Annotated in this window: 11 protein-coding genes, 1 tRNA gene and 1 pseudogene; 6 read left to right on the top strand and 7 right to left on the bottom strand. The window is 72.4% G+C overall.

Annotation, left to right across the window (positions count from 1 at the left end; all coding sequences use genetic code 11):
* The first annotated feature begins 76 nt into the window (after window positions 1-76).
* Together ABZ624_RS09385 and ABZ624_RS09380 are read left to right on the top strand one after the other, a co-directional pair.
* Window positions 77-523 carry an ATP-binding protein gene (locus tag ABZ624_RS09385; protein WP_360084338.1) on the top strand — a complete coding sequence of 149 codons (447 nt, stop codon included), beginning with the start codon at window positions 77-79 and terminating at the stop codon, window positions 521-523.
* Between the two features lie 110 nt (window positions 524-633).
* Window positions 634-723, top strand: a pseudogene (locus ABZ624_RS09380) (alanine acetyltransferase); the annotation flags it as partial.
* 36 nt (window positions 724-759) lie between these two features.
* Here ABZ624_RS09380 and ABZ624_RS09375 read toward each other — a convergent pair.
* The 3 genes from ABZ624_RS09375 to ABZ624_RS09365 all read right to left on the bottom strand — a co-directional run bounded on the left by ABZ624_RS09375 (window position 760) and on the right by ABZ624_RS09365 (window position 5,228).
* Window positions 760-2,130 (bottom strand): PLP-dependent aminotransferase family protein, encoded by a 1,371-nt coding sequence (locus tag ABZ624_RS09375; RefSeq protein ID WP_360084335.1) that lies wholly within the window; start codon window positions 2,128-2,130, stop codon window positions 760-762.
* A 65-nt stretch (window positions 2,131-2,195) separates the two neighbouring features.
* Window positions 2,196-3,680, bottom strand: a complete 1,485-nt coding sequence (locus tag ABZ624_RS09370; protein ID WP_360084332.1) for an aminopeptidase P family protein — start codon at window positions 3,678-3,680, stop codon at window positions 2,196-2,198.
* 147 nt (window positions 3,681-3,827) lie between these two features.
* Window positions 3,828-5,228 (bottom strand): PP2C family protein-serine/threonine phosphatase, encoded by a 1,401-nt coding sequence (locus tag ABZ624_RS09365; RefSeq protein ID WP_360084329.1) that lies wholly within the window; start codon window positions 5,226-5,228, stop codon window positions 3,828-3,830.
* A gap of 610 nt (window positions 5,229-5,838) precedes the next feature.
* On the opposite strand from ABZ624_RS09365, the gene ABZ624_RS09360 reads away from it, so the two are divergent.
* Window positions 5,839-6,525 carry a bifunctional DNA primase/polymerase gene (locus ABZ624_RS09360; protein WP_360084326.1) on the top strand — a complete coding sequence of 229 codons (687 nt, stop codon included), beginning with the start codon at window positions 5,839-5,841 and terminating at the stop codon, window positions 6,523-6,525.
* A 172-nt stretch (window positions 6,526-6,697) separates the two neighbouring features.
* Window positions 6,698-7,318, top strand: coding sequence for a hypothetical protein (locus tag ABZ624_RS09355; protein WP_360084323.1), 621 nt, complete (start codon window positions 6,698-6,700; stop codon window positions 7,316-7,318).
* Between the two features lie 242 nt (window positions 7,319-7,560).
* Here ABZ624_RS09355 and ABZ624_RS09350 read toward each other — a convergent pair whose 3' ends face one another.
* The 3 genes from ABZ624_RS09350 to ABZ624_RS09340 all read right to left on the bottom strand — a co-directional run bounded on the left by ABZ624_RS09350 (window position 7,561) and on the right by ABZ624_RS09340 (window position 10,366).
* Window positions 7,561-8,526: a DUF5926 family protein gene (locus ABZ624_RS09350; RefSeq protein WP_360084320.1), complete on the bottom strand. Its 966-nt coding sequence runs from the start codon at window positions 8,524-8,526 to the stop codon at window positions 7,561-7,563.
* A gap of 192 nt (window positions 8,527-8,718) precedes the next feature.
* Window positions 8,719-9,270 carry an ATP-binding protein gene (locus tag ABZ624_RS09345; protein ID WP_360084317.1) on the bottom strand — a complete coding sequence of 184 codons (552 nt, stop codon included), beginning with the start codon at window positions 9,268-9,270 and terminating at the stop codon, window positions 8,719-8,721.
* Window positions 9,271-9,535: 265 nt separating this feature from the next.
* The gene (locus ABZ624_RS09340; RefSeq protein WP_360084314.1) at window positions 9,536-10,366 is read right to left on the bottom strand and encodes a glycerophosphodiester phosphodiesterase; all 831 of its coding nucleotides are present in this window, start codon (window positions 10,364-10,366) and stop codon (window positions 9,536-9,538) included.
* Between the two features lie 221 nt (window positions 10,367-10,587).
* Here ABZ624_RS09340 and ABZ624_RS09335 point away from each other — a divergent pair, with 221 nt between their 5' ends.
* Together ABZ624_RS09335 and ABZ624_RS09330 are read left to right on the top strand one after the other, a co-directional pair.
* Complete coding sequence (locus tag ABZ624_RS09335) at window positions 10,588-11,943, top strand: trypsin-like peptidase domain-containing protein (protein WP_360084311.1); 1,356 nt, start codon at window positions 10,588-10,590, stop codon at window positions 11,941-11,943.
* Window positions 11,944-12,090: 147 nt separating this feature from the next.
* Window positions 12,091-12,175, top strand: a tRNA-Ser gene (locus ABZ624_RS09330).
* Window positions 12,176-12,417: 242 nt separating this feature from the next.
* Here ABZ624_RS09330 and ABZ624_RS09325 read toward each other — a convergent pair.
* On the bottom strand, window positions 12,418-13,308 hold the full coding sequence (locus ABZ624_RS09325) for a bifunctional DNA primase/polymerase (RefSeq protein ID WP_360084308.1): 891 nt from the start codon (window positions 13,306-13,308) through the stop codon (window positions 12,418-12,420).
* Window positions 13,309-13,403: the final 95 nt, after the last annotated feature.

Raw genomic sequence — 13,403 nt, 5'->3', positions numbered from 1 at the left:
GTCAACGGTGTGCTTACGTCCCCCTACGGGCGGCAATACGTATCGGTATGTCGAGCCGCGGCCAGGAGGCTGGAGCATGAGCATCTGGTGGTCACTCCATTTGCGCCGCGAGGCCGCGAGCGTGCCGCTCGCCCGGCGGCTGCTGATCGGCACCATGGAGACGGCGGGCGTCGACCCCGATATCTCCTACGACCTCTCCGTCGCCTTGAGCGAGGCCTGCGCGAACGCCGTCGAGCACGGCGGTGACAGCCCGAACGGCGGCGCCTCGGAGGCCTACCGGGTGACCGCGTACCTCGACGGTGAGAAGTGCCGCATCGAAGTGGCCGATTCCGGACCGGGCTTCTCCCGTGCCCATGAGATCCGGACCGCCCGCCCGGACGCCGAGCACGGCCGCGGTCTCTGTCTCATCCGCGAACTCGCCGACCACGTCCATATCGGCCCCAAGCCCGGCCGCGGTGGCACGGTGGTCAGCTTCGACAAGATCCTCAAGTGGAAGAAGGATCCGTCGCTGCTGACGGCATAGTGACGGCTTGGAGATCGAGAGAGGGCCGCCTCGCTGCCCCCCTCACTTGACGGCGAAGCGCCGCCGGCCAGCAGAAACGGGGCCTGGCCAGCGCGGCGGTGGAGCGGGTCTGCGGCTTCGAACCGATCGGCCTGGCCCCGACGTACCTGCACATCGACGGGGAGTGGCGGGACTGCCGGCTCTTCCAGCGCGTCCTGCACACCACGATCCGGTTCCCTGAGCCTGGCCCGGCGCGCTCAGCGCGTGTCCAGCACCTTCGCCAGGACCTCCAGCGCCTCCGGATACGCCCGCTCCCGCGGCGTGCCGTAGCCGACGACCAGGCCCTGCGGGCGGCCGGGGCCGGAGCTGTGCCAGTGGTCGCCGAGGGCGCCGAGGGCGAGGCCCTCCGCCTCCGCGCGGGCCAGCACCTCGCTCTCGTCGGGCACGTCGACCAGGGCGTGCAGGCCGGCCGCGACGCCGTGCACGCTCCGGCCCGCGCCCAGCCGGTCCAGCAGCTGGTCGCGGCGGCGCCGGTAGCGCAGCCGGCACGCGCGGACGTGCCGGTCGTAGGCATGGCTGTCGATCAGTTCGGCGAGCGCCAGCTGCCCGATGGTCTCGGTGTGGTGGTCGCTGTGCAGCTTGGCGTCGGCCACCGCGTCGACCAGGTGCGGCGGCAGCACCATCCAGCCGAGCCGCAACGCCGGGCCGAGCGTCTTGGAGGCCGTGCCGAGGTACACCACCTGGCCGGGCGCCATGCCCTGCAGCGCGCCCACCGGCTGGCGGTCGTAGCGGAACTCCCCGTCGTAGTCGTCCTCGACGATCAGCCCGCCACGCGCGCGTGCCCAGTCGCCGAGCGCCCGTCGCCGCTCGGGACGCAGGGTCACCCCGGTCGGGTACTGGTGCGCCGGGGTGACCACCACCGCGGCCGCCTCGCCCAGCTCCTCGGGACGCACCCCGCGCGCGTCCACCGGGACCGGCAGGACCGTTCCGCCGTTGCGCCGCACGACCTCCCGGTGGAACGGCAGCCCGGGGTCCTCCATGGCGACGGCCGCGCCGTCCAGCACGCGCGTGAGGAGCGCCAGGCCCTGCACGTACCCGGTGGTGATGACGATCCGCTCCGGCGGCGCGAGCACCCCGCGCGCCCGGCCCAGATAGCCGGAGAGCGCCGTGCGCAGCTCGATCCGGCCGCGCGGGTCGCCGTAGTCGTACGCCAGGGAGGGCGCCGTCGCTATGGCCCGGCGCAGCGCGCGCAGCCAGGCCGCCGCCGGGAACGCGCCGACGTCCGGGCTGCCGGGGCGCAGATCGAACCGCGGGGCACGCGCGCGTGCGTCGGCCTGCGGCGCTTCGCCGTCGAGTGAGGGGGGCAGCGAGGCGACCCGGGTGCCCGAGCCCTGCCGTGCCGTCAGATACCCCTCGGCCACCAACTGGTCGTAGGCCGCCTTCGCCGTGCCCCGCGAGACACCGAGTTCGGCCGCGAGCCGCCGGGTCGCCGGCAAGCGGGCGCCGGGGGTGAGCCGGCCGTCCCGCACGGCGTTCCTGAGGGCCCGTTCGAGCCCCGCCCGGCGGCCGTCCGCCGAGTCCGGCTCCAGATGCAGATCGACACCGACATCGGACCAGAAGTCCTCCACGAAGCCCTCCCCCTAGGCATGTGCATGGCCGGGCACCTTGCGGGTGCCCGGCCAGCAGTGTCCTATCAGCCCTTCAGCGAGGCCATCCAGGCCTCCACCTCCTGGGAACGACGCGGCAGACCGGCCGAAAGGTTCCTGTTGCCGTCCTCCGTGACGAGGATGTCGTCCTCGATCCGCACCCCGATCCCCCGGTACTCCTCCGGCACGGTCAGGTCGTCGGCCTGGAAGTACAGCCCCGGCTCGACGGTGAGCACCATGCCCGGCTCCAGGACACCGTCCACGTACGTCTCGGTCCGCGCGGCGGCGCAGTCGTGGACGTCCATGCCGAGCATGTGGCCGGTGCCGTGCAGGGTCCAGCGGCGCTGCAGGCCCAGCTCCAGGACGCGCTCGACCGGGCCCTCGACCAGGCCCCACTCGACGAGCTTCTCGGCCAGCACGCGCTGGGCGGCGTCGTGGAAGTCGCGGTACTTGGCGCCCGGCTTGACGGCCGCGATACCGGCCTCCTGGGCCTCGTACACGGCGTCGTAGATCTTCTTCTGGATCTCGCTGTACGTGCCGTTGACGGGCAGCGTGCGCGTGACGTCGGCGGTGTAGAGGGTGTGCGTCTCCACGCCGGCGTCGAGCAGGAGCAGGTCGCCGGAGCGGACCGGGCCGTCGTTGCGCACCCAGTGCAGCGTGCAGGCGTGCGGGCCGGCCGCGCAGATGGAGCCGTAGCCGACGTCGTTGCCCTCCACGCGGGCGCGGAGGAAGAACGTGCCCTCGATGTACCGCTCGGAGGTGGCCTCGGCCTTGTCGAGGACCTTCACGACGTCCTCGAAGCCGCGCACCGTCGAGTCGACGGCCTTCTGCAGCTCGCCGATCTCGAACGCGTCCTTGACCAGCCGGGCCTCGGAGAGGAAGACACGCAGCTCCTCGTCGCGCTCGGCGGTGACCTTGTCGGTCAGCGCGGCCTCGATGCCCGCGTCGTAGCCGCGCACCACGCGGACCGGGCCGGTGGCCTCGCGCAGTTTGTCCGCCAGTTCGCGCACGTCGGCGGCCGGGATGCCGTAGAGCGCCTCCGACTCGGTGAGGGAGTGGCGGCGGCCCACCCACAGCTCGCCCTGGCCGGAGAGCCAGAACTCGCCGTTCTCGCGGTCGGAGCGGGGCAGGAGGTAGATCGTCTCCTCGTGGCCGTCGCCCTGCGGCTCCAGGACCAGGACGCCGTCCTCGACCTGGTTGCCGGTGAGGTACGCGTACTCGACGGAGGAGCGGAAGGGGTACTCGGTGTCGTTCGAGCGGGTCTTCAGGTTGCCCGCCGGGATCACCAGGCGCTCGCCCGGGAAGCGGGCGGAGAGCGCGGCACGGCGGCGGGCGGTCTCGGCGGCCTGCGGGATCGGCTTCAGGTCACGCTGCTCCGTGTCGGCCCAGCCGGACTTCATGTTCTCGGCCAGCTCGTCGGAGACGCCCGGGTACAGGCCGTTCTTCCGCTGCTTGACGGTCTCCTCGGACTCGGTCTCGGGGCCCTCCGCGGTAGCGGTGTCGGGCACAGCCGGGTTGAGCTCGTCGGACACGTGATCCTCCTCGATACGCCTGGTGATCTCCCCCGGGGCCCGCGACGCTCCTGCTTGTGGCCGAGCGGGGACCTCCATCATCGTACGGTCGTACCGGGAGCGGGCCGGGGCCGGATGCCCTGTTATGCCCGGTCATTCCAGGTGGGCTCAGTCGAAGCGGGCGGCCAGCAGCACCACGTCCTCCTCGCTGTCGGCCGTGTCCAGGCCGTCCGGCAGGACGGCGCGCAGGACGTGGTCGGCGACGGCGCCGGGGTCGTGCCGCACCGCGCGCGGGATGCTCGCGGCGGCTGAGTGCAGCCGGGCGAAGGCGCGGTCCATCGAGTCGCCGGTACGGTGCAGCAGCCCGTCGGTGTACAGCAGAACCGTCTCGCCGGCCTCGGCCTGGATCTCCACGCTGGGCGCCTCCCAGCAGGCGAGCATGCCGAGCGGTGCGGAGACGGAGGTCTCGGCGAACGCGGTGTGCCGCTCGCCGATCAGCAGCGGCGGGCTGTGTCCGGCGCCGGCCAGGGTGACCTTGCGCAGCGCGGGCTCGCAGTAGGCGAACAGGGCGGTGGCCGAGCGGGCGGGCTCGGTCAGCCGCAGCAGCAGCTCCAGGTCGGACAGGACGGCGACCGGGTCCTCGCCCTCCATCACCGCGTAGGCGCGCAGCGAGGCGCGCAGTCGGCCCATGGCGGCCACGGCGCTCGGCCCCGAGCCGGTGACCGAGCCGACGGAGAGGCCGAGCGCGGCATCCGGCAGCGGCAGCGCGTCGTACCAGTCGCCACCGCCGCGCGGGCCGGTGCGGCGGCGGGCGGCGAGCTGGACGCCGGGCACCCGGGGCAGCCGGGTGGGCAGCAGTTCCTCGGTGATGGTCGCCACGCGCGCGCGGGTGCGTTCCACTTCGAGCAGCCGGGCGAGGTGCTCGGTGGCGTGCCGGATGTAGAGGCCGGCGAGGTGGCGCTGCCGTTCGTGGGGTTCGGCGGGTTCGTCGTAGAGCCAGACGGCGGCGCCGAGGCGGCCGGCGGAGTCGGTGGCGAGGGGCAGGCAGTAGCTGGCGGCGTAACCGAGGCGGGCGGCCACCTCGCGGTGCCGGGGGTCGAGGCCGTCCTCGGCGAGCAGGTCGGGGTGGACGATCTCGGCGGCGGTGCCCGTGTCGTACGGCAGTGCGCCGCGCGGGACGGTCTCCATGTGGCCGAGGTCGGCGCGGCCGAGGCCGAGGCCGACGGTGGTGCGGGGGCCGAGTCCGTCGCCGGGTTCCAGGGCGACGAGGCCGCGGCGGGCACCCACGAGGGCGGCTCCGGCGCGCAGCAGCTCGGGGAGGGCGCCTTCCAGCGTGTACGTGCGGGACAGGCGCTCGGTGAGTTCGTGGAGGGTGGTGAGGTCCGAGACCCAGCCGGCCAGCCGGTCCTGGAGGACGGTGCCGGGCGCGGGGGTGTGCGGGGCGGGGACCGGAGGGGTGTCTGGGGAGGGGGCGGCGCCGGGGGCGGGGGGAGCCGGCGCGACAGTGTGGGCGGGCGTGGAAACTGTTGAATCGATTCCGGCCACTTTCGGAGGGTGCGGGGCGTTCATGGCGTCCGGCCTTCAGACCGGTGCGTATTGCTGAAAAGCATCGCAAACCCCCATGTCATTCTGCGCCGCTGCAGTGTCTCCACATGTACACGCACTCGTGAGGGGATGTCCAGCATTGTCCTGCGGGGATTCCTGGTGTCCATGAGCTTGGTGAGGGTTTCTTCCGAACCCCTTGCCCTACTGCCAAGTTGGCTTGAAACTGCCTCGGGTATCGGTTCATTGCGGTCGACTGGCCCTGCTCCACGGAGCGTCACAGCGGTCGTGATGGGTACGTACTCGGAGAAGGCCAGGGGTGGTTGGGGGCCACCCGGAACCTGGCGACGGACCCGGGCGTCATAGCCACCGACGGCCGAGCCCCATCCTCCCTGGCGGAGGCGGAGAGAACCACGCGCGACGGCAAAACGCCATACTTCGCCACCCCCGCGCCGCACCCGTGCTTTTGATGGACGCACCACGGACGCGGACGCGGCCCATGCTCGACCCCTTGGGGTTTCCCCCTGCGTGCGCAGGGGTGTGATGCGCCAACAGGTACGCACAGTGAAGTGATCGACACATGTTGTGATGTGGACCACGGTGTTGCCAGCGGTGCAACGGAAAGGAACGAGCGCTCATGCGCGAGATCCTCGGAAGGCGACGCAGGCTCCTGTCCAGGCGGAACGACGGGAAGCCCGGGCGGAACGACGGAAGGTCCGAGCTGATCGGCGCGGCCCTGACCTGCGCGACCGAGTGGCAGTGGCCCGTACTCCCGGGCGTGGCCCCCGACCCGCAGGGGCGGGCCCGCTGCGCCTGCCCCGATCCCGAGTGCACGGTGCCCGGTGCGCACCCCTTCGACCCCGGCCTGCTCACGGCCACGACCGACGCGCGCATGGTGCGCTGGTGGTGGACCAACCGGCCGAGCGCGCCGATCATCCTGGCCACCGGAGGCAGGGCGCCCTGCGCGGTCAGCCTGCCGGCGCTCGCCGCCTCGCGAGCCCTCGCCCTGCTCGACCGGCGGGGCATGCGCCTCGGCCCGGTGATCGCCGCGCCGAACCGCTGGGCGCTGCTCGTCAAGCCGTACTCCATGGAGCAGTTGGGGGAACTGCTCTACGCCAAGGACTTCGTCCCCGGCTCCCTGCGCTTCCACGGCGAGGGCGGCTATCTCGCCCTGCCCCCCTCCGAGACCGGCCAGGGCGCCGTCCGCTGGGAGCGCGCCCCGATGCAGGGTTCGGCCGCGCCCTGGGTGCCCGATGTGGAGGCCGTGGTCGACGCCGTGGTCGACGCCCTCACTCGTACGGGTGTGATCGCCCCCGAGTTGTAGGCGTCTGCGGCACGGTCGTGCTGGGGGAGCCCCGCCCGATCGTTATCTTCCGCACATGCTGCGAATTTCAGGGGGACATGGCCGTCGACACTCTGGACGGCACGGCCGCAGATCGCCACAGCGCGGCGGACCGGAATCCCACAGGCTGCGGCTGCTCGCGCTAGTCGGCGGCGTGACGGCCGCGGTCGTGCTGCCGCTGGCGGTGGCGTCCGCGGTGCAGGTGGGCGAGGCGGCCCGGCACACGGCGGCTGCAAAGCCACACGGCGGGGAGAAAACACGGCGGGAGAAGGCCTCCGGGAGCGAGGACGACACCGGCTCCCGCGAGGAGGGAACCGACACCGGCTCCCGCGAGGACGGGACCGGCTCCGCGGACGGCAAGATTCCGCCGTCGGGCGAGGCACCCCAGCTGCTCGGGCTCGGCCTGGACACCGCCGCGCGGTGCGGCCCCCAGCTCACCTCCCCGGACGGCGTCGAGGCGCAGACCTGTGTGCTGGCCCAGGGCGAGGACACCTGGGCCCGCACCTACTACCGCAACGCCACCGGCAAGCCGCTGGACGCCGTGCTGAGCCTGATGGGTCCGGACGGCCGCACCCTGCAGATGCACTGTGTCACGAGTACGGACGACGAGCCCGCCACCTGCGAGACACCCCGTCGGCACAGCAAGGGAGGGCCGGACGCCTACACGGCCGTCACCGAGTTCGCCTCGCGCGGAGCCGACGGTGCCCTGCTGCTGCGCTCGGGCAGCGACTCCGCGGACACCGACGGCAACTCCGTCATCCAGAAGGGGAGTTGACGGTCGGCGGCGCCTTGTGCGCCGTACGCCGAGATGGAAAGACCCGGTTGCTGGCGACGGGGGATGCACCAGCAACCGGGCTACTGGAACGGTAACAAGAGATCGGCGGTTCGCAAATTCCGCATCGGTCATTCAGCCACCGATTTCCCTGTCACAACGGCGAGTTGTGACAGGAGTCACCTGTTGCGCGGGCCGCGTCCACGCCTTACCGACCGTTCAGTCGCGGCCCCGCGCGTATGCCGTCAGCTGAGTGTGACCTGCCGGTTGGTCAGTCCGCCGCGCGCCCGGCGCTCGTCCGCCGTGAGCGGCTCGCCGGCGGCCAGGGCGGCGGCGAGCCGCTCGGCGAACTCGGCGGCCGGCTTCTCCACGTCCTCCGCCGTGACCCCGCTCGGCAGGTCCCAGACCGGCACTGTGAGGCCGTGAGCACGGAAGGAGCCCACGAGCCGGGTGCCCTCGCCCAGGCCGGAGCGGCCCGCGGCGTGCAGCCGCGCGAGAGCGTCCAGAAGCTGTTCCTCGGGATGCGGCATCACCCAGCGCAGGTGGTTCTTCTCCGGCGTCCGGCACCAGTACGCGGCGTCCACGCCGGTGAGCTTCGCCGTCGGGATGGCGGCGGCGTTGGCCCGCTCCAGGGAGGCGGTCACCTCCGGCGTGGCGTTCTCCGCGTCCGGCACCCAGAACTCGAAGCCGCTGTGCACGACCGGCTCGAACGGTGCCTCGGGGTCGAGCAGGTCCTGCAGCCGCGGACCGCCGGCCGGGGCGCGGCGGCCCTGCACCGGGGTGCCGGGGTCGGTCCGGAGCGCACGCTGGAGGATGTCGGCGAGGTCGCGGCTGAGGTCGCCGGACGCCGTGTCGTTCTGCAGGCCGAGCAGTACCGAGCCGTCGTCGCGGCGCAGCGCGGGCCAGGCCATCGGCAGCACCGTGGCGAGCGTGACCGAGGGAACGCCCTCGGGCAGGCCGTCCTTGAGGGTCAGCTCGGCCGTCGCGGCCGGTACCAGCTCGCGCAGCGCCACCCAGTCGCACTCACCGGGCAGCCCCTCGAACGGGCGCTGCACCAGCTCGGTCACCGCGTGCGCCGCGGCCCGGCCGTGGCATGCCTTGTAGCGCCGGCCGCTGCCGCAGGGGCAGGGCTCGCGGGCGCCGACCACCGGGACCTCCGCATCGCTGAGCTGCGGCCGCTCGGCCTTCGTCTGGGGTCGCTTCTTGGCCATCGTGGGTGTCTCCCGGTTACGGCTCTTCTCGTACGGGCGGGAGCCTAGCCGTTCGGGCCGTGACCGGCGGGAACCTGTGGACAACGCACGCCCGCTCGGCGCCAGGGGAGTGAACCTGTGGACAACCTCGGGGTGCACCGCGGCTCGGTCCGGCGTGTCCCGGTCCGGCGTGTCCTGGTACGTGAGCTCCCGTCAGTCCAGGTCCTCGAAGGCCCTGCTGAAGTTCAGGCCGGCCAGGTCCGGGAGCGCGGGGGCCGTGACGCGCGTAGCGAAACGGTCCGGGCGGCCCCCGGCATCGGGATCGTGCACGTCCGCGTGGACCACCACCCAGACCGTCACCTCGCCGTGGACGTCGTCCCGGACGCCCCAGTCGTCGGCGAGGGCGGTGATGATGTTCAGCCCGCGGCCGCCGTGCGCGGTCACCGACGGGGTGGCCGGCGCCGGCCGGGTCGGGCCGCCGCCGTCCGTCACCTCGACGATGAGCCGGCCGCGCGCGTCGACCCGCCACGCGGCGCGCACATCACCGTCGCCCGTTAGCGCGTCGCCCAGCGGCCGCCCGTGTTTGCAGGCATTGCTCAACAGTTCGGAAAGGATCAGTACGGCATCGTCGATGACCGATTCGGCCACGCCCCCGCTGCGCAACTGTGCGCGCATCCGGTGCCGCGCCTTCCCCACGCCCGCAGGGCCATGGGGTACGGCCATGCTCGACGACGTGGGCACCTCCTGTGCCACCACCAACGCCACCCCCGAGACCTCCTTTGCCCCACGCCACGGTGTGGATGCCCCATTGGCCTGTACCGGAAACCGGCCAACCCTCTTCCGGTGACGCGTTCGCAACATGCCTGTACGGAGCGAACGTGCCGGAGCACTCCCTGTGACGAAGGCCCTGCCTCGGGTCGTCGTATGGCTGTCGTATGGCTGGATTTCACTGGTGGGGCCGAGAGGGAGAATCCAGCAGCCGCACAGCGGGGTCAAGGCATGTGCACAGCTCTTTACCGGTCTCTTGAGGTCACACCCGCCCCAACTGGCGCAGGACGGCGCCCGGCCGGTTGGTGATGATGGCGTCGATCCCCAGTTCCACGCAGAGGTCGACGTCCTCGGGCTCGTTCACGGTCCACACGTGCACCTGATGGCCGGCGTGTTTCAGCCGTTCCACATAGGCGGGGTGGTTGCGCACGATGCGGATCGAGGGCCCCGCGATCCGCACGCCCGCGGGCAGCCGCCCGTCGCGCAGCCGGGGAGTGAGGAACTGCACCAGGTAGACGGTCGGCAGCGTGGGCGCGGCGGCACGCACGCGGTGCAGCGAACGCGCCGAGAAGCTCATGATCCGGACCGGGGACTCGGTGGCGGAGGCCGGTGCGTCCAGGCCGAACCGCTTCAGCAGCGTCAGCAGCCGCTCCTCCACCTGGCCCGCCCAGCGCGTGGGGTGCTTGGTCTCGATGGCCAGCTCCACCCGCCGCCCGGCGTCCGCGACCAGTTCCAGCAGCCGTTCCAGGGTGAGCACGGAGGTGTCCGCGGGGTCCTCCGGACGGGACACCCAGTCGGGCTCCTCGTCCCGCCCGCGCCAGGCCTCGCGCGTCTTCCAGGAACCGAAGTCGAGGGCGGCGAGATCGGCCAGTTCCAGCGCGGAGACGGCGCCGCGGCCGTTGGAGGTACGGTTCACCCGGCGGTCGTGGACGCAGACCAGATGGCCGTCGGCGGTCAGCCGTACGTCGCACTCGAGGGCGTCGGCGCCGTCCTCGATCGCCTTCTTGTAGGCGGCCAGGGTGTGCTCGGGCGCGTCTTCGGAAGCGCCTCGGTGGGCTACGACCTGCAGGGAGCGGTGTGGTGCGTGGGTCACCGCGTCATGGTGTCACCGTCTCGGGGTACGCGTGGCGGCGCGGACGCGTCCGTGCCGCGAAGGACGGCACCCACTCTGCTCATTTATATAACTTTTGCGTGAATGGTCTTATATAAAGAGAACCCCCGGACCCACAGCCACCGCTTATCGTGCTCTGACGGCCCGTGGGAAAAGCTGACTGCATACAACGGGACAACAGCCGTGGATCGAGGAGAAGAGCTGTGAGCACCGAGAACGAGGGCAACGAGGTACCCCCGGCCCCGTCGGCGCCTCCCGTGCCGGTGGCCTCTCCCGCCTCCCCGCAGGGGCCCGCGCCCGAGGCACCGGCGGGCCCGGCCGGCGCACCGCACGTTTCCGGCCCGGCCCCCGACGGCTCCTGGCCGCCGCCGCCGGCCACCCCGCCGTACGGCGACGGCGCCTGGGGAGCGTCGTACCAGCAGCCCGCCCCCAAGCCCCGCAGCGGACGCGGCGGCCTCGTCGCCGCGGTCCTGGTGGCCGCGCTGGTCGCGGGCGGCCTGGGCGGCGGCCTCGGCTACACCCTGGCCAAGGACCACGACAGCAGCGGTTCCACCACCGTCTCCGCCTCCGACAGCAGCGCCGCGCAGGTCAAGCGCGCGCCGGGCACGATCGCCAACGTGGCCGCCAGGGCGCTGCCCAGCACGGTCACCATCGAGGCGGAGAGCAGCAGCGGCGAGGGCGGCACCGGCACCGGTTTCGTCTTCGACAAGCAGGGTCACATCGTCACCAACAACCACGTGGTGGCGGACGCGGTGGACGGCGGCAAGCTCACGGCCACGTTCCCCGACGGCAGGAAGTACAACGCCGAGATCGTCGGCCACGCGCAGGGCTACGACGTCGCCGTCATCAAGCTCAAGAACGCCCCCTCGGACCTCAATCCGCTCCCCCTCGGCGACTCCGACAAGGTGGCCGTCGGCGACGAGACGATCGCCATCGGCGCGCCCTTCGGCCTGTCCAACACGGTGACGACCGGCATCATCAGCGCCAAGAACCGCCCGGTGGCCTCCAGCGACGGCAGCTCCACCAGCAAGGCGTCGTACATGAGCGCCCTGCAGACCGACGCGTCGATCAACCCGGGCAACTCCGGCGGCCCGCTGCTGGACGCCTCCGGAGCGGTCATCGGCATCAACTCCGCGATCCAGTCGAGCAGCAGCGGCGGCTTCGGCTCCGGCCAGTCCGGCTCGATCGGCCTGGGCTTCGCCATCCCGATCGACCAGGCCAAGTACGTCGCCCAGCAGCTGATCAGGACCGGCAAGCCGGTGTACGCCAAGATCGGCGCCTCCGTCTCGCTGGAGGACTCCACGAACGGTGCGAAGATCACCGACCAGGGCGCGTCCGGTGCCGCCCCGGTCGAGTCGGGCGGTCCGGCCGACAAGGCGGGTCTCAAGCCCGGCGATGTGATCACCAAGCTGGACGACATGGTGATCGACAGCGGCCCGACCCTGATCGGCGAGATCTGGACCCACAAGCCGGGCGACAAGGTGACGGTCACCTACAAGCGGGACGGCCAGGAGCACACGGCGCAGCTGACGCTGGGGTCGCGGGTGGGCGACAGCTGACCCTGCCGAAGGGCACGCACGCGCAGGGGCGCCTTGCGTCGCCGGGGGTCCGGACCGGTCTTCCGAGGGCCGGTACGGACCACGCCGCCCGTCGGACGCCCGATCCCGGTACGCTGTACCCGCTCCGGCCCAGGTGGGCGGAGACGAGGTGGGTTGCCCGAGCGGCCTAAGGGAACGGTCTTGAAAACCGTCGTGGCGCGAGTCACCGTGGGTTCAAATCCCACACCCACCGCGCAGTTGAACGGCCCCTGACCAGGCACCACGGTGGGGGGCCGTTGCGCTGTACCGGGACAGCGGGGCCGGCCACGGCCAGGTGGTCAGCCCTTTTCCCCCACGACTTGGCAGGCAGAGATCAACGTCTCCTGACTGCTCAGTGATCGTTTCGATGTCCAGCAGGACGCTTGCCGGATCCCAGGTACGCCACGCTGTGGCAACCCACTCGGACGCAAGGACGTCCGGTCGTCTTCCCGGTGGTCACGGCCGGTGCTCCGTCATCCGTGCCGCCGAGGCGATCGTCGCCCGGGCCTCGCGCTCCGACAGGCCGGTGCCGCGGGCCGCCTCGGTCAGCGGGTCGACCAGGGCGGGGCCGATGCCGTTCTCGTAGGCGCGGCAGGCCGCCCAGAACAGACGGGTGTTGCGCTGGCCCTCGTGCGCGGAGCGGACGAACTGGACCAGCCCGCGGCCGTGGTCGCCGTGGTCGCCGTGGTCGCCGGGGGCGGGCGGGGCCGGGTGCGGGGGCCGGGGCGGGGGCACGAGCAGGCGCAGCAGGGAGGGCGGGCAGGGGGCCGGGGCCAGGCGCGCGGTGCCCGGGGCGGTCGTGTACACGCCGTGGTCGGTACGGGAGCCGGGGCCGACGAGGTAGCCGCCGGCGCCGCGGATGTCGATACCGGGGGCGAGACGGCCGGCGGAGTTCGGTACGACGACGTCCGGCGGGCCGGTGAGCCACAGGTGCCGCCCGCCGCTCGGCGTGCGCACGACGATCGTCTCCGGAATGGTGAACAGGTGGCGCAGGGCCAGTTCGCGCAGCGCGGTCGGGGAGTCGGTGCCGGACTTGGTGTCCAGATCGACTCCGATCAGGTGGTACGGCGGCAGCCCGCAGGCGATGCCGTAGCCGGTGGCCCAGGGCGCGGCGGTGAACAGCTCGCGGATGCGGACCGGGTCGGTCGAGGCGTCGTACACGCCGTGTCCGAAGCGGCCGCACTCGCCGTGGCAGCGCCCTCCGGCCGGGCCTGGGTCGTCGTGGTGGGGGGAGCGCAGGGCCGGGAGCTTCGTCCGGGACAGGGGGATGACGGCCAGGCCGCGTTCGGCGGCTGACAGGGCGTGTGCGAGGGCCAGCGTCGTGGCCTGCCGGTCGGTGGTGGCCATGCCTCCATGTTCGTACGTACGTTCGAAAAAGGGAAGAGGGGGTCGCATCGGCGCGCCGGATGGTGCCGTCGCGCAGGCGTTTTCCGGACCTTGAC

Source organism: Streptomyces sp. NPDC007205 (assembly GCF_040634095.1).
Classification (GTDB): domain Bacteria; phylum Actinomycetota; class Actinomycetes; order Streptomycetales; family Streptomycetaceae; genus Streptomyces.
The sequence above is the reverse complement of the archived record's forward strand: the minus strand, read 5'-3'. Positions and strand labels throughout refer to the sequence as shown.